The organism is Candidatus Methylomirabilis sp., assembly GCA_036000645.1.
In the GTDB taxonomy this organism is placed as follows: Bacteria; Methylomirabilota; Methylomirabilia; order Methylomirabilales; family JACPAU01; genus JACPAU01.
In genome coordinates this window covers 1-19297 of the sequence record DASYVA010000188.1, presented here as the reverse complement: position 1 = coordinate 19297, position 19297 = coordinate 1, and the positions used below count along the sequence as shown (strand labels likewise).

General features: G+C 69.8%; 22 protein-coding genes. 7 read left to right on the top strand and 15 right to left on the bottom strand.

The features are described 5' to 3' along the window. Positions 1–291 precede the first annotated feature (291 nt). The 4 genes from VGT06_10615 to VGT06_10600 all read left to right on the top strand — a co-directional run bounded on the left by VGT06_10615 (position 292) and on the right by VGT06_10600 (position 2039). The gene (locus VGT06_10615) at positions 292–474 is read left to right on the top strand and encodes a hypothetical protein (GenBank protein ID HEV8663574.1); all 183 of its coding nucleotides are present in this window, start codon (positions 292–294) and stop codon (positions 472–474) included. 98 nt (positions 475–572) lie between these two features. Further along, complete coding sequence (locus tag VGT06_10610) at positions 573–860, top strand: hypothetical protein (GenBank protein ID HEV8663573.1); 288 nt, start codon at positions 573–575, stop codon at positions 858–860. An 83-nt stretch (positions 861–943) separates the two neighbouring features. Then, positions 944–1576 carry a MucR family transcriptional regulator gene (locus tag VGT06_10605; GenBank protein ID HEV8663572.1) on the top strand — a complete coding sequence of 211 codons (633 nt, stop codon included), beginning with the start codon at positions 944–946 and terminating at the stop codon, positions 1574–1576. Continuing rightward, on the top strand, positions 1524–2039 hold the full coding sequence (locus VGT06_10600) for a polyhydroxyalkanoate synthesis regulator DNA-binding domain-containing protein (GenBank protein HEV8663571.1): 516 nt from the start codon (positions 1524–1526) through the stop codon (positions 2037–2039). The genes VGT06_10605 and VGT06_10600 overlap by 53 nt, the downstream gene beginning before the upstream one ends. Before the next feature lie 81 nt (positions 2040–2120). On the opposite strand, the gene VGT06_10595 is transcribed toward VGT06_10600, so the two are convergent. From VGT06_10595 to VGT06_10565, 7 genes are all read right to left on the bottom strand, one after another. Beyond that, positions 2121–2588: a hypothetical protein gene (locus tag VGT06_10595; protein ID HEV8663570.1), complete on the bottom strand. Its 468-nt coding sequence runs from the start codon at positions 2586–2588 to the stop codon at positions 2121–2123. Positions 2589–2793: 205 nt separating this feature from the next. Further along, on the bottom strand, positions 2794–3537 hold the full coding sequence (fabG, locus tag VGT06_10590) for a 3-oxoacyl-[acyl-carrier-protein] reductase (protein ID HEV8663569.1): 744 nt from the start codon (positions 3535–3537) through the stop codon (positions 2794–2796). Positions 3538–3631: 94 nt separating this feature from the next. Beyond that, positions 3632–4033: a cobalamin B12-binding domain-containing protein gene (locus VGT06_10585; protein ID HEV8663568.1), complete on the bottom strand. Its 402-nt coding sequence runs from the start codon at positions 4031–4033 to the stop codon at positions 3632–3634. Between the two features lie 54 nt (positions 4034–4087). Beyond that, a complete protein-coding gene (locus tag VGT06_10580) occupies positions 4088–5773 on the bottom strand; it encodes a methylmalonyl-CoA mutase family protein (GenBank protein HEV8663567.1) in 1686 nt (561 codons plus the stop codon). 33 nt (positions 5774–5806) lie between these two features. Further along, positions 5807–7234 carry an AMP-binding protein gene (locus VGT06_10575; protein ID HEV8663566.1) on the bottom strand — a complete coding sequence of 476 codons (1428 nt, stop codon included), beginning with the start codon at positions 7232–7234 and terminating at the stop codon, positions 5807–5809. 81 nt (positions 7235–7315) lie between these two features. Then, positions 7316–7849, bottom strand: a complete 534-nt coding sequence (locus tag VGT06_10570; protein ID HEV8663565.1) for a gamma carbonic anhydrase family protein — start codon at positions 7847–7849, stop codon at positions 7316–7318. After that, positions 7846–9060 (bottom strand): Xaa-Pro peptidase family protein, encoded by a 1215-nt coding sequence (locus VGT06_10565; GenBank protein ID HEV8663564.1) that lies wholly within the window; start codon positions 9058–9060, stop codon positions 7846–7848. The genes VGT06_10570 and VGT06_10565 overlap by 4 nt, the downstream gene beginning before the upstream one ends. Before the next feature lie 343 nt (positions 9061–9403). Here VGT06_10565 and VGT06_10560 point away from each other — a divergent pair, with 343 nt between their 5' ends. The 3 genes from VGT06_10560 (at position 9404) to VGT06_10550 (ending at position 13253) form a co-directional block, all read left to right on the top strand. Next, a complete protein-coding gene (locus tag VGT06_10560; protein HEV8663563.1) occupies positions 9404–11245 on the top strand; it encodes a uroporphyrinogen decarboxylase family protein in 1842 nt (613 codons plus the stop codon). 65 nt (positions 11246–11310) lie between these two features. After that, positions 11311–12414: a chromate efflux transporter gene (gene chrA, locus VGT06_10555; GenBank protein ID HEV8663562.1), complete on the top strand. Its 1104-nt coding sequence runs from the start codon at positions 11311–11313 to the stop codon at positions 12412–12414. Between the two features lie 8 nt (positions 12415–12422). Next, positions 12423–13253 carry a phosphatase PAP2 family protein gene (locus tag VGT06_10550; GenBank protein HEV8663561.1) on the top strand — a complete coding sequence of 277 codons (831 nt, stop codon included), beginning with the start codon at positions 12423–12425 and terminating at the stop codon, positions 13251–13253. Positions 13254–13272: 19 nt separating this feature from the next. Here the strand turns inward: VGT06_10550 and VGT06_10545 are convergent, their stop codons facing one another. The 8 genes from VGT06_10545 to VGT06_10510 form a co-directional block, all read right to left on the bottom strand. Continuing rightward, positions 13273–13884 carry a TIGR02266 family protein gene (locus VGT06_10545; protein HEV8663560.1) on the bottom strand — a complete coding sequence of 204 codons (612 nt, stop codon included), beginning with the start codon at positions 13882–13884 and terminating at the stop codon, positions 13273–13275. Positions 13885–13893: 9 nt separating this feature from the next. Further along, positions 13894–14181: a septal ring lytic transglycosylase RlpA family protein gene (locus VGT06_10540; protein HEV8663559.1), complete on the bottom strand. Its 288-nt coding sequence runs from the start codon at positions 14179–14181 to the stop codon at positions 13894–13896. A gap of 406 nt (positions 14182–14587) precedes the next feature. Further along, positions 14588–15346: a hypothetical protein gene (locus tag VGT06_10535; protein ID HEV8663558.1), complete on the bottom strand. Its 759-nt coding sequence runs from the start codon at positions 15344–15346 to the stop codon at positions 14588–14590. A 1-nt stretch (position 15347) separates the two neighbouring features. Beyond that, positions 15348–16265 carry a homocysteine S-methyltransferase family protein gene (locus VGT06_10530; GenBank protein HEV8663557.1) on the bottom strand — a complete coding sequence of 306 codons (918 nt, stop codon included), beginning with the start codon at positions 16263–16265 and terminating at the stop codon, positions 15348–15350. A gap of 17 nt (positions 16266–16282) precedes the next feature. Beyond that, positions 16283–16933 (bottom strand): corrinoid protein, encoded by a 651-nt coding sequence (locus VGT06_10525; GenBank protein ID HEV8663556.1) that lies wholly within the window; start codon positions 16931–16933, stop codon positions 16283–16285. Between the two features lie 126 nt (positions 16934–17059). Then, positions 17060–17638: a nucleotidyltransferase family protein gene (locus VGT06_10520; protein ID HEV8663555.1), complete on the bottom strand. Its 579-nt coding sequence runs from the start codon at positions 17636–17638 to the stop codon at positions 17060–17062. A gap of 180 nt (positions 17639–17818) precedes the next feature. Beyond that, entirely contained in the window at positions 17819–18946 is a 1128-nt protein-coding gene (locus VGT06_10515; GenBank protein HEV8663554.1) for a zinc-dependent alcohol dehydrogenase family protein, read from the bottom strand. A gap of 9 nt (positions 18947–18955) precedes the next feature. Then, positions 18956–19297: ATP-binding cassette domain-containing protein (locus VGT06_10510; protein ID HEV8663553.1), on the bottom strand; the 342-nt coding region annotated here is incomplete at its 5' end.

Genomic DNA, 19297 nt, shown 5'->3' with positions numbered 1-19297 from the left:
TTGATGCGTTCCCGCTAACGCCTTTACCTGCAGTCACTTGCGCCGCGGCTTCCCGCGGAGGGTTGCGGCATGGCGCTTGCCTTTCCGGTGATGCGTCCCGGAGAGGCGGAGGGGGAAATGGCAGAGCCAAGCGGTCGGAGGAAGTCCCGAGCGGAGTGGGGGCTGCTTCCACCGGTGGTCGTGTGGCCTGTTGCGGCGGTCTGGCTCCCGTTCCGGCCGGGGTCGTCCAGGGATCGCCTTGCGTTGCGCGTACCGCGCCTTCCTCGATGCGGAAGCCGCGGGGGCGAGACCATGGGGGTCCAACGGTACCTGAAGGTGAGTGTCCGGTCGGCGTACCTGCGGGCGGCCGAGCACGCCCGCCGCGCCCAAGAGTGGCCCGTCATGGCTACAGTTGCGGCCCGGCTATTCGCCATTGGGGAGGCGGGAGAGGCGAACGTCCTCACCGCCATCCCAGCGCTTTCCGGCGAGGAGTAAGCGAAGGGCGCTCGGGAGGGAGGGCGCCACCCCTACCCTCGGGGGAGCGATGGCTCCTCCGGGGGTAGGGGGCAGGCTGAGTGGGATCGGGAAATAGCATGGCCAGCGCCACGACCGGGCGCGGGGTGCGGCAGCGCCTCCTGCGCGCCCGGCGCGTTCTTTTCGTCGAGCTGGGGCGAAGGATCTTTCGCCTGCGGCCCCGGGATCCCCGCACGGCGCGGGGGGCGCTCGAAGGGATCGGGCGTCGGGCCTTCGCGGCCGGCTGGCCCCGCCATCAACCCGATCTCCTGCCTCTCCATCAGCACCTCCTGCAGTTGGAAACGGCCTTGAGGCGAGCCGGTTGGGACGAGCAGCGCCGCCGGAGGCCGCGGCCCGATCGCGGGTGAGCCCCGGGATCCGGAGGAATGGTCAGGGTGGGCCAGCACGACGGGGAGAGGCAAACACGATGGTGACAGGGGCTCCGGAGGGCGTGCCGAGCGATCCCCGGTCAGCCGTTCGGGAACGCGAGATCCTCTGCCTGGTCTGCGGGCGCGCACTCCGCCAGCTCACCAACACCCACCTGCGCGCTCACGGGCTGAGCGCGGACGCGTACCGGCGGGCGTTTGGCTACAACCGGGGGACAGCCCTCATGGCCCGGGAGCTCCGGACCCTCTACCGGGATCGGGCCGTTCGGATGCGCCTGGCGGCCCGCATTCGCGAGAATCCTTTGCGGCGGGACCCTGGCCTGGCCGTCCAGGGATCCAGGCGGCGGATGCGGGTGGAGGAGCAGCTAAACCGGCGGGAGGCGGCGCGCCGCGCCGCCAGGCTCCGGGAAGCCCGGTTTCGAGAGGTTGGACGCCATCCCCGGACGAAACCGGTAGACCTCCCCCTCCTCCATGCCCTGGTGCTGGCAGGTCTCTCCTTGCGGAAGATCGCCCGGCGGCTCGGGGTCTCCCCCGTCACCGTCTCGGCTCGTCTCCGTCTCCCGGCCGCGGCCGATTTGACAGACCGGAGCCCCTGCTCTAAGATTCCGCCGGGTCCCGCGCCTGTGGGCCGGGACGGGAGCAGCAATGACAGCCGGCGCGGTGACCATCAAGAAGTACAGCAACCGGAAGCTGTATGACACGGAGCAGAGTCGATATGTCACCCTGGAGGAGCTTGCGGAGATGATCCGCCAGGGAAAGGCCATCCGGGTCGTGGACGCCGACACCGACGAAGACCTGACGAGCGTGACCCTCACCCAGATTCTCCTGGAGGGGGAGAAGCAGAAGCGCCATCCCCTCCCGGTGGAGTTCCTCCACCAGCTCGTCCAGTATGGGGAAGCGATGCAGGCCGCCCTCCAGCAGGCCCTGGCGCCTCACCTGGATACGTTCCTGAAGGCCCAGCGGGAGGGGGAGAAGCAGCTGCAGGAGCTGGCCAAGGCCGGGGGAAAGGTTGCCGGGGGTTGGCTGGCTCCCATGGAAGCGTGGTGGCGAAGCATGGAGCCCCGGGCTCAGGGTGAGAGTGACCGGACTGCGCTGAAGGCTGAGGTGGACGCGCTCAGGGCGCGGCTGAAGGAGCTCGAGGAGAAACTGGGGGAAGGATAGCCCCGGGCACAGAGGCGGAAGGAACACAAAACACACGGCCGGCAGGAAGGATCCTGCCGGCCGTTCAGTTTTCCGGGCGGGCTAGTTCTGGGGCGCCGGCTGGTAGATGGTCTGGACCTTGGCCACGTAGGCCGAGGCCGCCTCCGCGTTCTCCTTGGCGACCTGCTCGGCGCGGCTGACCAGGGTCTCGCCCAGGCCCAGCAGGCCCCGGGCGGCCGCCACGTTCAGGTCCACGATCTTCTTGCTGCCATCCAGGGTGAGGGCGAGGACCTTGTGGCCGAAGGTCACCGGGTCCTTCGGGAGGTCGCGCAGGAGGGCATCCACGCCCTGGGCCAGGGCCTTCACGTCGCTGTCGGCGGAGAGCACCCGGCTGCGGAGCTCGTCCGAGAACTTGAGAGCCGCTTCGCTGGTGGCCGTGGTGAAGTCCACCGTCCGCGAAAGCAGGCGGGTGAGCTCCTCCCGGGTGAAGGTGGCAAGCTCCAGGTTCTTGTTGACGGCGTCGGCGATGGTCTCGGGCCCAATCAGGTGCGGGAACAGCTTCTCGGTCATGGTCGGCTTCCTCCGTCGTTTCGGATCCTGGGGGCCGACCGCCCCGCCCCCCATGGGCGAAGACCCGATCAGCCCTGACGCATCGCAATATAATGCGTCGCGTCATTCATGTCAAGTATTATTTAACGCAGAGCGTAATCTATTTTGTACTGTTATATTATACTTTGTTACTATTTACTTACAGACATAACAATAATCTAATACATTACATATACATCCCACCGTTGACATTGATCGTCTGCCCTGTGATGTACGAAGCCTCATTCGAGGCGAGGAAAGCCACGGCGTTGGCCACCTCGCCCGCCGTGCCGAACCGCGCCATGGGGATCTGGCCGACGAGCTTGCTTCGGATCTCCTCGGGGACGGCCGCCACCATTTCGGTGTCGATGAACCCGGGCGCGACGGCGTTGACCGTGATCCCCCGCGCAGCCAGCTCCTTCGCCAGGGTTTTGGTGAGGCCGAACAGGGCCGCCTTGGCCGCCGCGTAGTTCGCCTGGCCAAAGTTCCCCGTCTGCCCCACGATCGAAGAGATGTGCACGATCCGGCCGTGGCCCCGCTCGAGCATCCCGTCCAGAAAGGCTTTCGTGCAGTAGAACACCCCGTTCAAATTCACGGACAGGACCGACGCCCAGGCCTCCTCATCCATCCGGACGAAGGTCCGATCCCGCGTGATCCCGGCGTTGTTCACCAGCAGGTCCACGCGGCCGAAGCGCGCCAACACCCCCTTCTTCATCCGCTGGACGGCCTCCCGCTGGCTCACGTCCGCCTGGAAGATCTCGGCCACGCCGCCGGCCTCCGCGATTTCCCGCGCCACCTCTCGGGCGGCGCGCTCGCTTCCCTGGTAGTTGATGGCGACGGCGGCCCCGGCGTCCGCCAGGGCCTGGCTGATTGCCCGTCCGATCCCCCGGGAGCCGCCCGTCACCAGGGCGACCCGCCCCGACAGGTGCATGCGCTCCTCCTCGCCCGGACTGCCTCCCGGGCGGACAGCGAACCTCCCGCGCGGGAGAACCCGGTCGGCCGGGGATCCCCCGCGGCGGGGCGCATCAGGTCTTCACCGCACCGCGGATGAAGGCGACGATGTCCTGGAGCGGGGTATCGGGCCCGAAGATCTCCGCGACCCCCATCCCCTTGAGCGCTTCAGCTTCTTCGGGCAGGATCGTCCCGCCCCCCAGCACCAGGATGTCCCCTGCCCCCCGCTCCCGCAGCAGCGCGAGGAGCTTGGGAAAGATGGTCATGTGCGCCCCCGAGAGGATGCTCAGGCCGATGACATCCACGTCTTCTTGAATCGCCGCGGCCACGACCTGCTCGGCCTTCTGATGGAGTCCCGTATAGATGACCTCCATCCCGGCATCCCGCAGCGCCCGCGCGACGACTTTCACCCCCCGGTCGTGGCCGTCGAGCCCGCACTTCGCCATGAGCACCCGGATCTTCCGCTCCCCCATCATGGCCCCCCGGGGACCCGACGGCCCCACGCCCCGCCCCGCCGGCCCTTCCCGTCCCTAGAAGACCGGCGTCTCGACGTACCGCCCGAAGACTCCCTGGAGCGCGCCGACGATCTCCCCCAGGGTGGCGTGCGCCTTGACGGCGGCGATCGTGGGCGGCATGAGGTTCGCGCGCTCGTCCCGCGCGGCCTCCTGGAGGTCGCGGAGGCAGCGGGCGACGGCCCGGTCGTCCCGCGCGGCCTTCACCCGCTGCAGCCGCGCGATCTGCCGCGCCTCGGTCTCCGGGTCCAGCCGGTGCAGTTGGATCGGCAGGGGACCCCCTTGGGGCTCGCAGTACCGGTTCACCCCCACGACCACCCGCTCCCCCCGTTCCTTGGCAAGCTGGAAGGCATACGCGGCGTCGGCGATCTCCTGCTGCATGTAGTTCTTCTCCACCGCCGCCAGCGTCCCCCCCAGGGCGTCGATCTTCTCCAGGGTCGCCCATGCGGCGGCTTCGATCTGGTCGGTGAGGGCCTCGAGGTAGTAGGAACCGCCCAGGGGATCCACCGTGCTGGGGATGCCCGTCTCCTCCGCGATGATCTGCTGGGTCCGGAGGGCCAGCTTCATCGCCTCTTCCGAGGGGATGGCCAGCGCCTCGTCCATCCCGTTCGTGTGGAGGGACTGACAGCCCCCCAGGACGGCCGCGAGCGCCTGGAGGGCGGTCCGGACGACGTTGTTCTGCGGCTGGACCGCGGTGAGCGAAGACCCGGCTGTCTGGCAGTGGAAGCGCAGGCGCATGGACTCCGGACGGCTCGCCCCGAACCGCTCGCGCATGATCCGGGCCCACATGCGCCTGGCCGCCCGGAACTTGGCGACCTCCTCGAAGAAATCGCTCTGACTGATGAAGTAGAAGGACAGGCGGGCGGCGAAGGCGTCCACCGGCACCCCGGTCTTCAGGACCTCCTCCACGTAGGCGATCCCCGCGCCCAGCGTGAAGGCCAGCTCCTGGATCGCCGTGGCCCCGGCGTCCCGAATGTGGTAGCCGCTGATGTTGACCGGGTTGTAGCGAGGGAGATGCTCGGCACAGTAGGTGATGGTGTCCCGGACGATCCGCATCGAGGGCCGGATCGGATAGATCCACTCCTTCTGCGCGGTGAACTCCTTGATGATGTCATTCTGGATCGTCCCCGAGAGATCCGCGAACGGGATCCCCCGCCGCTCGGCCAGCGCCACGTACATGGCCAGGAGGATCCAGGCGGTGGGGTTGATGGTCATGGAGACGCTGATCCGCCCGAGGTCGATCCCTTCGAGGAGCTCCTCGTAGTCGGCCAGCGTGTCAACGGCCACCCCCTCCCGGCCCACCTCCCCCTCGGCCATCGAGCTGTCGGAGTCGTAGCCCATCAGGGTGGGCATGTCGAAGTCAATGGAGAGGCCGGTCTGCCCCTGGGCCAGCAGATACCGGAAGCGCTGGTTGGTTTCGGGGGCCGTCCCGAAGCCCGCGATCTGGCGCATGGTCCAGAGCTGCCCCCGGTACATGGTGGGGTACGGGCCCCGGGTGAAGGGGAACTGGCCCGGCAGGCCCAGGGAGGCCGCGTAGTCGAGCCGCTCCAGATCCAGCGGGGTATAGACGCGCTGCACCGGGAGGCCGGAGAGGGTGTGGAACGCACGCTGACGCTCCGGCCGGCGCGTGAGGAAGGCGGCGAGCTCGCCTGCCTCCCATGCTGTCGTCGCCTCCTGGAGCGGGTCGCGGCCTGCTTCAGCCATCGGCTGCCTCCTTCTTCAGGGTTCCCGCGGCCCTCACGTGCCGCCACGCAGGGATCGGAAGAGATCCCGGTTGTCAATCACGCGGCGCGCCTTGAACTCGGTCCGCGCGAGGGCCTCTGGGGGCATGAGCTTTACCCTTGGCCAGACGCCGATCGCCGTCCGGAGGCGCTCTTCCATCAGCCGGGCAAGCCGCTCCAAGACCGTCCCGTCATGCTGCGCTTTGGCCGCCACGTCGCGCGAGTACTCCGCCTGGATGGCGAGGCGGTCCATGGCCTCCTCCCGGGAGATGATGATCCGGAACTCCCCGCCGAAGCCGGGTGTGGCCCGGAGCGTGTCCTCGATGGTGCTCGGGTAGATGTTCTCCCCCCGGACGATGAACATGTCGTCCACCCGGCCGGTGATCCCCTTCGGGAGGCGGGGGTAGGTCCGGCCGCAGGGGCAGGGAGCGTCGGTCCAGGTCGCCAGGTCCCCGGACCACAGGCGGATCATCGGCTGGGAAGTTCGTTCGAGGTGCGTGTACACCGGGACGCCCTCCCCGCCCGGCGGAACGGGCTCGCGGGTTTCGGGGTGGAGGAGCTCCGTGTAGACCAAGTCCTGCCAGAGGTGCATGCCGGTTCGGTGCTGGCACTCGGCGTTGGTCATCCAGGGGGTCATCTCGGCCATCGAGCCCGTGTCCACGCAGATTCCCCCGTAGGTCTCCTCGATCTGCCGCTTGGTGGCGGGAATCCCCGCCCCGGGCTCCCCCGAGAAGAAGAGCACCCGGAAGGCGAAGTCCCGGCGAGGATCGAGCCCCTCCTCCCGGGTCTTCTCGGCGAGGTGGAGCCCGTAGGAGGGGGTCCCGTAGAAGACCGACGGCTGGACCTCCCGGATCCAGCGGATCGCGACCTTCGTCTGCCCCGGGACGCCGGCGCCAAAGGGGAAGACGATCATCCCGAGGCGCTCCGCCCCGGCCAGGGCGCCCCAGGAACCCATGTAGAGGCTGAAGAAAGAGCCGATGAAGAGGGTGTCCGTCGGGCGGAGTCCGAAGGACCACATAATTCTGGCGTGGGCGTTGCCGATCCGCAGCCAGTCGGCCCGGCCGATGGCGAAGGCGGTGGGCTTGCCGGTCGTGCCCGAGGTCCCGTGGACCCGGGCCACCTCCGGGAGCGGGATGCAGAGCGCGGAGCCAAAGGGGGGATGGGCCTCCTGGTCCTTCCGGATCTCCTCCTTCATCACGAGCGGGACCCGACGGAAGTCCTCGAGCGTCTTGATGTCCCCCGGCTCGAGCCCGACCGCCCGCCACTTCCGCCGGTAGAAGGGGGCCCGCTCCCAGGCGTAGGCCATCTGGGCGCGGAGCTTTGCCAGAATGAGGGGGGCCCGCTGCTCCGGCGCCATCGTCTCGGGCTCCCGGAACCAGTAGGGGTCGGCCGGGGCGGGACGATAGCGCTCGTCGTAGGTGGGCGGCCAGGGCGTGGCGGACACGGGTTCCCTTCCGGGCGCGTGGCACATTGTAGCACGGGGGCCGGAAGCGCGACAATCCGTCGGCGCCTGGAGGCCGAGCGGTCAGTCCCCGCCCGCGGCTGCCGGGTCGGCGCCCGTCCGGTAGCTTTGGGCCAGGGCGGCGTACCGCTCGACCCGCCGGCGGTTGTCGGCCACCTCTTCTTCGCTGACCACCCGTGTGGGACTCGCCGGGTTTCCCAGGACGAGCGTGCGGGACGGGACCTCTCCCCCCGGCGGGACGACTGCCCCGGCGCCGACGATCGCCCCCGCCCCCACGGACGCCCCTTCCAGGACGGTCGCCCGGATCGCGATGAGCGCTCCCTCTTCCACCCGGCACCCCGAGAGAAGCGCGCCGTGGCCGATCGAGACCCGCGGGCCCACGAGGAGGGGCGCCTCCGCGGTCCCGGTCAGGACCGCGCCGTCCTGGACGTTCGTCTGGGGGCCGATCCGGACCGGTCCCTGGCCCCCGTCGAGGACCGCCTGGTACCAGACCGAGGCCCCCTCCTCCAGCGTCACCTCCCCGATGAGGACGGCCGAGGTTGCCACGAAGGCGCCGGGGGCAATCCGGGGTGCCTTCCCCCCCACCGCCAGGATCATGGGTGGAGCACCGTGAGGTCCCGCGAGACTTCCGTGAGGGCCTCGGCCCCCCCGGCTGTGACCAGGAAGGTGTCCTCCAGGCCGATGACTCCGATCTCCGCCAGGCTGAGCTTCGGCTCGACGGCCAGGACCATCCCTTCCTCGAGGGGGGTCTCGAAGCCCCGAGCGAGGGAGGGGATCTCGTCAATCTCCAGCCCGATCCCGTGCCCCACATAGCCGAGCCGCCCCTCGCCCGAGCGCATGAAGGCCTCGGCGTAGCCGAGGTCCCCGGCCGCCGCCGTGGCTGCGGCGAACACCGCTCCCGCCGGAACCCCCGGGCGCAGGGCATTCCGCGCCACCTCCCAGATCGTCCGGACGGCCGCGTAGGCCCGCAAAACGTCCGCTGGTGGCTCGCCCAGGACGAGGGTGCGGGTCATGTCGGCGTAATAGCCGTGGCAGGCCCCCACCAGGTCGAAAAGGATCGGCTCGCCGCACCGGATCGCCCGGAACGAGGCCCCGTGCCCCACCGCCGGGTATGGTCCGCGCCCCCCCGTCGGGGAGTCGAGGAAGGCCGGGACCGCGCTGTGCGGCCCCGCCAGCAGGTGCCCGTAAAATGATTCCTGGTTAAAGCGCCGGAACCGGACCAGGCCCTGGTGCCCCGCCCGCCTGGCCTCCGCCTCCACCTCCGCCGCCAGCTCCACCTCGCTCATGCCCTCGCGGGCGGCGGTGGCCGCGCGGGCGACCATCCGGGCCGAGATGGTCGCGGCCGCGCGGATCGCTCCCACCTCCCACGGGCTCTTGCGGGAGCGGAGCAGGCGGATCTCCATCGAGAGATCTGCCATCTCGGCCGCGGGGAATGCTTTCTGGAGGCGCTGGAAGAGGGCGACCGGCAGCACGTCCAGCTCCAGCCCCAGCCGGTTGAGGCGACGCCAGCCCCGCTCCTCGGCGAGCCGGGGGATCTCGTGATACACCCGGTAGGGGATGACCTCCGCGAGCCGAGCCTCCTCCTGGGCCCGGCTCACGCTCCGCCGGACGAAGAACAGGGGCGGGGCCTCCGCGGGGACCAGGAGCACCCCGTCCTGCACGGTCCCCGTGAAGTAGTAGAGGTCCGCGTTCTGGAGGATCAGGGCGGCGTCCAGGTCCAGGCTCTGGAGGCGTTGCTGCAGCAGGGCGATCCGGGGGGCGATCTCCTCCGGTGGAACGAGGGACGGCTCCAGGGGACGAAGGCTCATTTCGTCGGGACTTCCGTGGGAGGGTCTTGAAACCGGTTCAGAAGTTTGCCCAGAGCTCGATCCAACTTGCCAAACGATACTGGAGCGCCGGAAGAACCGTCAAATGAATTCGCGAAAGCGGCCGGAACTCCCCTCCAGTCCGGCCTCGCGGCCGTGCGCCTGCCCTTCAAGTGGTGGATGAGCTGGCTCGGGGCGGTGGGGGCGATCCCGTGCAACCCCTCACGAGGCCGGCGCTCCTTGACATTGCCCGGAGCCCCTGCTACTCATAGCCATGGCAGCGTTCCCGGAGGATGTCCCGCATTCGCGCGTCCCGCCCAGCGGTCCTGAAGGAGGGTTCCCCGTGGTGGACCCCAAGAAGGCGAACGAGGAACTGACCGAGTACATCCGCCCCCAGACCTTCCCGGTGGCCGTCCGGATGCTCCGCCCCGGCGAGCCGCTGCCCGAGAAGGCCCGCCGGCCGGCGCGCGACTTCAAGGCCCATTTCGCCAACTGCCAGACCATCGACATGGTTCGCCGCTACGGGTGGACGATCGCGCTGACCCGGGAGGACTCGATCTGCTCTCTCGGCATCGTGGCCCTCGGGCTGGACAAGGAACTCAAGTTCTACAGCGACGGGAACCTCTGCGCCGGAATCTACACCCAGACCCCCGAGGCCGGCGCCCGCTCCGAGGCGGCGGTGGACAAGTTCGCCTACAAGCAGTACGAAGGCTTCGTGGCATCACCCCTCGACCGGGTGACGTTCGAGCCGGACCTCGTCGTGATCTACGCGAACGCCGCCCAGGTGATGCGTCTCGTCCAGGGGGCCCTCTGGAAGCGGGGCGGCAAGCTCACCTCCTCCTTCGGCGGGCGGATCGACTGCTCCGAGGTCATCGTGACCACCATGAAGACCCAGGAGTGCCAGGTGATCCTCCCCTGCTCCGGGGATCGCATCTTCGGCCAGACCCAGGACCACGAGATGGCCTTCAGCATCCCGTGGGGAAAGATGGAGGAGGTGCTGGACGGCCTGCGGGGGACCCACAAGGGGGGGATCCGCTACCCGGTTACCCAGTTCATGCAGTACGAGGGGAAGTTCCCGTCCCAGTATCTGGCCGTGAACAAGCTTTGGGACGTCCAGGCCGGGAAGGACACCTTCACGGGGAAGGAGCACGTCGTCGCCGCCTACAAGCGGACCTTCACGGACCGGATCCCCATCTATCCGATCATCGCCGCCTACGCCGGGGTCCGCGATGGGCTGACCATCCGGGAGTACTGCAGCGATCCCCAGAAGGCGGTCAAGGCCCAGCTCAATACCTACGAGCGGCTCCAGCAGGACGTGGTCCTGGCCTACACCGACCTGGCCAAGGAGGCGGAGGCGATGGGGTGCGAGGTGAAGTACTCGGACACCATCGTCCCCTCCATCGGGGCCCACGTCCTGGGGGAGGACAGGGGGAGACTCGCCCGGATGGAGATCCCGGACCCGAAGCGGGCGGCGCGGCTCCCCGGGTTCCTGGAGCTCTGTGAGGGGCTCATGGCGGCCAAGCTGCCGACCGCCGTCGGGGCGGTGGTCACGGGGCCCTGGACCGTGGCGATGCTGATGCGGGGCCCCGAGAACCTCCTCCTGGACACGGTGGATGTTCCGGAGTTCGTCCATGACCTCATGCGGTTCACCACCGAGTTCACCAAGCGGTTCGGGGACCTGGTGGCGGCGACGAAGATCGGCCTGTCCCTCTCGGAGCCGACCGGCTCGTGCAGCCTCATCTCCCCCGACGACTACCGGACCTTCATCAAGCCCTACCACAAGGAACTGATCGAGTACTACAAGCAGAAGAAAGTGAATCTGACGGTCCACATCTGTGGGATGACCCACCCCCTCTACGAGGACCTCATTGACGCCGGGTTCGCCACGATCAGCATCGATATTGACCCGAGCGTGGACCAGCTGAAGCGCCTCGTGGAGGTGAGCAACAAGCGGGCCGTCGCCATCGGCAACGTGGACGCCACCATCTTCGAGCGGGCCACCCCGGCCCAGATGGAGGCGGAGGTCAAGCGCTGCGTGGCGACCGCCGCCCGCCACTCCGCCTACATCCTCTCCACGTCCTGCGAGATCCCACCCATGTCCCGGCCCGAGCTGGTCCAGGCCTTCATGGACGCCGCCAGGGACCACGGCCGGTACGAGCGCTTCATGGCGGAGGCCTCGAGCGCCTGAGGCGCCAGCACGGCGAGGAAGGGCGACGTCCCCGTCGCCCTTTTTGTTTGCGCGGGGAGGCCCGGGTGCTCTGGTCCCTCTGCCGCCTCTTCCTCCGCCTCGGGTTCAGCGGCTTCGGCGGCCCGCTGGCCCACATCGCCATGATGGAGACGGAGGCGGTCGAGCGGCGGGGCTGGCTCTCCAAGGCCCAGTTCATGGAGGGCCTGGCCATCTGCCAGATGCTCCCGGGGCCGGCCTCGACCCAGCTCGGGATCTACATCGGGTACCTCCGGGCGGGCTTCCCGGGCGCGATCCTGAGCGGCCTCGCCTTCATCCTCCCCGGCTTCGCCATTATCACGACGCTGACCTGGCTCTACGGCCGCTACGGCACGCTGCCGCGGATCCAGGGGGCTTTCACCGGGATCAACCCGGTCGTGGTAGCCATCATCCTCTTCGCCTGCTGGCGCCTGGGGCGGAGCGCCGTGACCACCCTCCCGCTGGGCCTGCTCGCGGCAGCGGCCCTGCTGGCCACCTGGGTGGTGCGAGCCGATGCGGCGCTGGTCCTGCTGGCCGCGGGGGGCCTAGGGGTACTTCTTGAGCGCGCCCGCTGGGGGACGGCGGGGTTTGCTCTCCTGGCGGCCGCACCCGCCCTCCCGGCCACACCGACGTCCTTCCCCGCCCTGGACCTGGCCTGGCTGTTCTTCAAGGCCGGGGCCTTCGTCTATGGCGGGGGCTACGTGATTCTTCCCTTCGTCTATCGGGAGGCGGTGGAGCGCTATGGGTGGTTCGACCTCAGGACATTCACGGACGGGATCGCCCTCGGGCAGATCACACCAGGGCCCATCGTGAACATCTCGGCCTTCGTGGGCTACCAGGTGAGCGGTGTTCCGGGCGCCGCCCTGGCCGCCGCCGCCGTCTTCCTCCCGGCCTTCGCCACCATCCTCCTGGCCCTCCCCCTCATGAACCGGATCCGGCAGGTCAGGGACGTCCAGGCCTTCCTCCGGGCGGTCAACGCCGCCGTCGTGGGAGCGATCCTGGGCGCGATCGTCCCCCTGGCGCAGGGCGCCGTCGTGAGCCTTCCCACGGGGGCCATCGCCCTCGCGAGCCTGCTCCTCCTCTGGCGCACCCGCCTGGACACCCTCTACCTGGTTCTCGGCGGGGCGGTGCTCGGCCTGCTCCTCACGGGCTAGAGCAGTCCGTGCGCCGAACGGGAGCCTTCTTCCTCGCCCTGCTCCTCGGGCTCCCGCCCATCTCCGCGGCTGGTCCGGAGCCGGTCGAGCGAGAAGAAATCCGCCCTCCCCCCACGCCGGTGCGCCTCGCCGGAACGGTCGCCGCCGATGGGCTCTACCTGCTCACCGCCCCGCTCCGGCTGGACCGGGAGACGGCCGTGCTGGCGGGCGGGCTCACCCTCGGCCTCGCCGGGCTCATGCTGGCGGATCGGGAGATCCGGGAGCGGGTCCACGCGACCACGGGGCCGACGGGGCGGGACGTCGCGGAAGGCGCGAGCAGGGCCGGGGATGGGTGGGTCGTGGTGGGCGTGAATGCCGCCCTCCTCACGCTGGGCCTCGTCCAGGAGCAGGTCACCGGCGCGACCCACCTCCGGGACGCGAGCCTCATCGCGATAGAGGCCCACGTGTTTACGGCCCTCTTGACGAGCGGCCTGAAGCGCCTCACGGGCCGGGCCCCACCGGACGCCGGCGAGGGCGCGCACCGGTTCGACCCTTTCACCCGGGATGACGCGTTTCCTTCGGGGCATGCCTCGGGCGTGTTTGCCGTCGCCGCCGTCTTCGCGGACCGCTACACCGGTGCCGTCCCCGTCCTGGCCTACGGGGCAGCGGGTCTCGTGGCGGTCTCCCGGGTGGTGCTGGACCGGCACTGGACCTCGGACATCGTGGCGGGGGCGGCGCTCGGGATCGTGGTCGGTCGGGCCCTCAGCGGTCGGCACGCGGCGGGGCGGCGCGGGCTGGATTTCTTCCCGTTCGTGACCGCGGACGGAAGCCTGGCGGTGGCAGCGGGCGTGCGGTTCTGAGGCGCGGGGTGGTGGGGCTCTACTCGGGCGCGCGGCCGGATATCTTGGGGGACTGGGGGAGATGGGCGGTGATCAGGCCGGCGATGGCGTCTCGGGCCTCGAGGGGGAGGTCGAGAAACTGCACCCCCATGCCGGCCGGGTAGGGGTTGCCCAGACGGGGCTCGCTCAACCACGCTACCTGGGCCGTCGCCTCGAAGGGCGCGTCTCCCCCGGGGAGGGTGAAGCGCACCCGGAGCCGCTCCCCCACCGCCAGGGGCTCGGGGGTGCAGAGGAAGAGGCCACCGCCGCTCAAGTTGAACGAATAGGCGGAAAGAAAGGCCTCCCGGGTCTGGTAGTGGACCTCGAAGGCGATCAGGGCGCGGGGCTCCCGCAGGCTCTCCGGGCGGACGTCGGTGGGGCGGTAGGTGTGGCCGCTGTCCCGCCCCAGCCGCTCGACCATCGTGATGATGGTGAGGACGGAGATCAGGCGAGGGTCCAGGGTCAGGAAGAACCGATCCCCCCCCTTCTCGTAGCCCACGTCGAGGACGCCGGCGACCCCGCTCAGGGCATTCCGGATCCGCTCGGGGCAGGTGAGCCCCCCTTCTCCCGCCCGCCCTGTCATTCCTTCGACCTTGAGGCTGATGCTGAGCACCGCTCTCCCTCAGGGCCTGCGGATCACCTCGAGCCGCACGCGCGCGACCCCGTCCGCCAGGATCCCCAACGCCTCGGCTGCCCGCCGCGACAGGTCAATGACGCGCCCTCCGACCCAGGGTCCCCGGTCGTTGATCCGAACGCTCACCGCGCGTCCGGTGGCGAGGTGGGTCACCCGGACCCACGTTCCGAACGGAAGCGACCGGTGCGCGCCCGTGAGCGCTTCCATGTCGAAGGGCTCGCCGCTGGCCGTCCGCTTCCCGTGGTGCTCCCGCCCGTACCAGGAAGCGAGGCCCACCTCACTCCCCCCGACCCGCGCCTCCGAGGAGAGGGCCGCGGGCGCTCCGCGAACGGGGGCGGGTGGAAGGCGTCCGGGCGCCGGACCCGCGGCGCAGGCCCCAACCATCAGCGTCCCGGCGAAGATCGCCGCCAGTCCGCGGACGCCTCCGGAACCCCGCCGGGGTAAATCGCACCTACCTGGGCAGTGTGCTACCCAGCCTCGCTGGTGGAGTTTGCCGCCTCTCCCCATGGCCACCCCCCGGGAGTGCAAGGGGGGGGCCACCGCCTCAACGCCCCGGGGGGCGGGGGCCGAACGGACTCTGCCCTCACGAAGGGAAGAAAGCGCATGCGGAGACGGTTCAGCCCCCCGCGGGAACCTCGGGCAAGGGGATCCCGTGCCTTCGCTGTGGCGTGCGCCATCTTCCTCACGGCCGCCGCAGCAGTCGGCCCCAGGTCTCCTCCCGCGCCACGAAGGTCTCGCTCTCGAGCGGGAGAGCCTCCCGGCGGGGGGCCAGCCGGAAGGCGCAGTCCCGCAGGTCACACCGCTGGCACTTGTGCACCTGCTCCACCCGCACCTCCGGGCCGATCCCCACTCCGAAGGAGAGGGACTTTCCGGGGATCATGACGCAGTAGTCGTTGATTCGGACGCCGATCTCTTCGGCCGGCAGGAGCCGGAAGAGGAGCTGCTGGTCCCAGATGTTCCAGCCGGCGTACCCGGGACTGTGGCGGGGCGTGACCCGGTGTCCCCGGGCGATCTGGACGTGGCAGATGGTGTTGGTGAGGGCGAGGATCGCCTCCTCGATGGCCACCCAGCCCACGGCGTCCAGCATGAAGGCGAGGGGGAGCTCCCGCGCCTCCAGGAGCTCGCTGACCCGCTGCTCGAGCCCCTCCCCGACGGTCAGGACCCCCAAACCAACCTGGCCGAAGGCTCCCCAGCGGCCTCCCGCCCCGGCGAACCGGAGGGTGTCCCCGCCGGCCAGCCGGATGTCCTCGGCTGTCACCTCTGCCACCTCGAAGATTCGGAAGGAGTGACGGGGGGCGAGGAGGTTCCGGGCCTCCCGGAGCGCCTCCTCCAGGATGGCCAGGACCTCGGGGGTGGGAGTATCGGTGGGCCGCTTGTAGCCCTGGAGCCGGAGGACCTCCCGGGGCGCGAGGGGGAGGTGGTACGTGACGCCCAGCTCCACCCTATCGCCTCGCCTTCACGAGGGTGCTGATCAGCGAGAGGTGGGCCGGGCTGGTTCCGCAGCACCCGCCGACGACGTTGGCCCCGGCCTCGAGGATCGCCGGGTAGCCTTTGACCATCTCTTCAGGGTTCAGCTCGTAGGTGGTCCGGCCGTCCTTGTGGACGACGGGCAGGCCGGCGTTCGGGTAGGCAATCAGGGGCGCGGCGGTCACGCTCCGCATCGCCCGCATGATGGCTGCGGCCCGTTCGGGGCCCCCGTCCCCGCAGTTCATCCCGACCACATCGGCCCCGGCCTCCAGGAGGATCTTGGTCGCCTCCTCCGGGCTCGTCCCCCACATGGTCCGATCCCGCTCCCTGTCCCGCTCGAACTGGAAGAACATCGTGCACATGATTGGGAGCCCGGTCGCCTCCTTCGCGGCCTGGATGGCCAGGACCGCCTCCTCCGGGTACATCATCGTCTCAACGGCGAAGAGATCCACCCCGCCCTCGGCCAGCGCCTCGGCCTGCTCCCGGAAGTTGTCGGTGAGCGCCTGCTCGCTCACGTCCCCGAGGGGGGCGAACCAGTCGGGTAAGTGGCCCGTCGGGCCGAGGGATCCGGCCACGAACCCGTCGGGCGGGCAGACCTCCCGGGCCAGCTTCGCCCCGAGGATGTTCAGCTCCCGCGTGCGGTCCTGGAGGCCATAGGCGGCGAGCTTGAGGCGAGTCCCGCCGAAGGTGTTCGTCTCCACGAAGTCGCTCCCGGCGTCGAAGTACCCCCGGTGAATCTCCTGGACGACCTCCGGATGGGTCGCATTCCAGAGCTCGGGGCAGGCCCCGTCCGTGAGCCCGGCGGCGAAGAGCATCGTCCCCATGGCCCCGTCGAACACGAGGATCTCCCCGCGCTTGAGGCGCGCCAGGAACTTTTCCCCCCGCGCCGCCATCCGCCCTACCCCTCTCCTCACCCTTTGCCCACCAGGCCCTTCGCCCTGTCCACCGCGGCGGTCGAGTCCCGGGCGTAGCCGTCCGCCCGAATCTCGTCGCAGAAGGCCTGGTTGACGGGCGCCCCCCCGACCATCACCTTGACCTTGTCCCGGAGGCCGGCAGCCTCGAGGGCCTGGATGGTGCGCGGCATGGCCGGCATGGTGGTGGTCATGAGCGCCGAGATCCCGACGATGTGGGCGTCCCGCTCCTTGACCGCCTCCACGAACTTCTCCGGGGCCACGTCCCGCCCCAGGTTGTGGACCTGGAACCCGGCTCCCTCCATCATCATCGCCACCAGGTTCTTCCCGATGTCGTGCAGGTCTCCCTGCGCCGTCCCGATCACGACCGTGCCCAGGTACTCGCTGGCTCCCGTCTGGGTGAGGAGAGGCTTCAGGATGTCGAGTCCGGCGTACATGGCCCGAGCCGAGAGGAGAACCTGAGGGACGTAGTACTCGTTCCGGCGGAACTTCTCCCCCACCACCTCCATCCCCGGGATCAGCCCCTTGAAGATGATGCTCTTGGGGTCGATCCCGGCGGCGAGGGCCTGCTGCGTGAGCTCGTGCACCTTCTCCCGCTGGCCCATGATCAGGGCCTGGGCCATCAGGGGATAGTCGAAGGCGTCGCTCATCTGCTCTCTTTCCGCGGCCGCGGGACGGGAGGCCTCCTCGGCGCTCGAGGGCCCGGCCGGATGTCCGTCCAACGGGTGCATTCTAGGGGGAAACGGGGGCCCTGGCAAGCGGCGGGGGCCGACATCTCATGGCAGCCGTGCAAAATCCTCCGGGCTGTCCACATCCTGCTGGATGGCCGGGTCGTCCACCGCGACCTCGCGCAGGGTGGCCCTGTGCCGCCGGACCACCACCCGGGCCCCTTCCTGCTCGGGAGCCTCCAGGAGCTCGGTGTAGAGGGCGCGCACGAAGCAGACCGGGTGCCCGCGGCGCCCCTGGTAAACCGGGAGGAGGAGAGGGGCCCGCCCCTCGCGGAAGACCCGGATGAGCGCGGCGACCGTCTCGGGGAGGAGGGCGGGCTGATCCACGAGCGCGACCAGAGCGGCCTCGGAGACCGGGGAGAGGCTGTGCAGGCCCACCCGAAGGGAAGCGAGCTGGCCCGCGGCCGCCGGTGGGGCGGCGACCCACCGGACCCGGGAGTCGGCCGGGAGCACGTCCGGAAGCCCCGGCACCTCCGGATTGAGGACCGCGACCAGTTCCTCGACGCCCCCCGTGAGGAGCGCCGTCGCTACCGCCCGGAGGAAGGGGACGCCACGGTACTCCAGGAGGCCCTTCGGCCTCCCCATCCGGGCGGAAGCGCCGCCCGCCAGGAGGATGCCTGAGATCACGGAGCTCGGTCCCGCAGAGGCCCGGCGTGCCTCATCGGCTCTCGAAGCGTGGAGCCCGGCGCTAACTCGGACCGCCACGGCGAATTTCTTCCCCTGCCAGCTCTCGCGCGGCTTCGGAGCGCCTACCCTCCGACCGGTCAGGAGGAGGTCTTACACCCGGCCACGCAGGCCCCCCCCTGTTCAAAAGCAGACCAGCTGGCGGACGACCACCCCCTCCCTGAGGGCGTCGAAGGCCGCGTTGACCGAGCCCAGCTCCACCCGCTGGCTGACCAGCTCATCAACCGGAAGCCTGCCCGCCAGGTAGAGGTCGAGGAATCGCGGGAGATCCCTCCGAGGGACCGCAGAGCCCATGTAGGATCCCAAGAGGCTCCGCTCCTCCGCCACCAGGCTCACGGCCTGGAGGTCCAGCCGGTGCGCCGGATGCGGCAGGCCGATGGCGATCGTCTTGCCTCCGCGACGGGTCGCCGCGTAGGCCTGGCCAAGCACCTTCGCGTTCCCCACGGCCTCGAACGTGTAATCGGCGCCCCCGCGGGTGATCTCGCGCACGGCTTCCACGGCGTTGGCGGCGCCTGCGCTGACCGTGTGGGTGGCCCCGAGGCGCCGGGCCAGGTCCAGCTTCGTCGGCAGCAGGTCCAGCGCCACGATCTGGAGCGCCCCTGCCAACTGTGCCCCGAGGACCACCGCCAATCCCACGCCACCGAGGCCGAAGACCGCCACCCTCGCGCCGGGTTCCACCCTGGCTGTGTTGACGACCGCCCCCACCCCTGTCATGACGGCGCAACCGAAGAGAGCGGCCTTCTCGAGAGGAACCTCTGAAGGAATGGGAATGAGCGACTCTTGAGCGGCGACCGTGTACCGGGAAAAGGCCGACACGCCGAGGTGGTGATGGAGCGGCTCGCCTCGGCGACTCTTGAATCGCCTCGCGCCGCTGAGCAATGTCCCGCGCCCGTTGGCCTGGCCTCCGCGCTCGCAGAGGGCCGGCCGACCGACCGCGCACGGGGTGCACCTCCCGCACATGGGGACGAAGGAGAAGACGACGCGGTCCCCGGCCTTGAGGCCCTCGACGCTCGTGCCCACCTCGGCGACCACACCGCTCGCCTCATGGCCGAGCACCATCGGGAGGGGACGGGGCCGCGAGCCGTTCATGACGGACAGGTCCGAGTGGCACAGCCCCGCCGCCGCGATCTCTACGAGCACCTCGCCGGGGCCCGGCCCCTCCAGCTCCAGCTCCTCCACGACGAGCGGCTTGGATTCCGCATAGGGGGGAGGTTTCTCCATTTCGTACAGCACAGCCGATGTAGTTTTCATCCAGCTCTCTCACTCCGTGGTGCCGCCATTCGCGTCGCGCACAATCTCGCCTCGTTCGATCGTGTAGACGTCCTCGGTCAAGAGGCGCATCCGGTTGCTGTCCGACTCGGTCACCAGCACCGCCACCCCGCGAAGGCCGCGAATGACCCCTGCAAGGCGGCGGGACAATCCCGGAGAGAGGCCTTCAAGAGGTTCATCGAGCAGAAGCAGTTTCGCCCCCGTCATTATGGCCCGCGCCAGCGCCACCATCTTCTGCTGGCCGCCGCTCAGCGCGCCCGCCCGACGGCGGGCGAGCGGCGGGAGCTCGGGCATCAGGTCATAGAGGAACGCAAGACGCTCTTTCCTCTCTCG

Coding starts and splice junctions, on each gene's coding strand:
- VGT06_10615 (HEV8663574.1), top strand. CDS start 292: ATGGGGGTCCAACGGTACCTGAAGGTGAGTGTCCGGTCGGCGTACCTG.
- VGT06_10610 (HEV8663573.1), top strand. CDS start 573: ATGGCCAGCGCCACGACCGGGCGCGGGGTGCGGCAGCGCCTCCTGCGC.
- VGT06_10600 (HEV8663571.1), top strand. CDS start 1,524: ATGACAGCCGGCGCGGTGACCATCAAGAAGTACAGCAACCGGAAGCTG.
- VGT06_10595 (HEV8663570.1), bottom strand. CDS start 2,588: ATGACCGAGAAGCTGTTCCCGCACCTGATTGGGCCCGAGACCATCGCC.
- fabG (HEV8663569.1), bottom strand. CDS start 3,537: ATGCACCTGTCGGGGCGGGTCGCCCTGGTGACGGGCGGCTCCCGGGGG.
- VGT06_10585 (HEV8663568.1), bottom strand. CDS start 4,033: ATGATGGGGGAGCGGAAGATCCGGGTGCTCATGGCGAAGTGCGGGCTC.
- VGT06_10580 (HEV8663567.1), bottom strand. CDS start 5,773: ATGGCTGAAGCAGGCCGCGACCCGCTCCAGGAGGCGACGACAGCATGG.
- VGT06_10570 (HEV8663565.1), bottom strand. CDS start 7,849: ATGATCCTGGCGGTGGGGGGGAAGGCACCCCGGATTGCCCCCGGCGCC.
- VGT06_10565 (HEV8663564.1), bottom strand. CDS start 9,060: ATGAGCCTTCGTCCCCTGGAGCCGTCCCTCGTTCCACCGGAGGAGATC.
- VGT06_10530 (HEV8663557.1), bottom strand. CDS start 16,265: ATGGCGGCGCGGGGGGAAAAGTTCCTGGCGCGCCTCAAGCGCGGGGAG.
- VGT06_10525 (HEV8663556.1), bottom strand. CDS start 16,933: ATGAGCGACGCCTTCGACTATCCCCTGATGGCCCAGGCCCTGATCATG.
- VGT06_10515 (HEV8663554.1), bottom strand. CDS start 18,946: ATGAAAACTACATCGGCTGTGCTGTACGAAATGGAGAAACCTCCCCCC.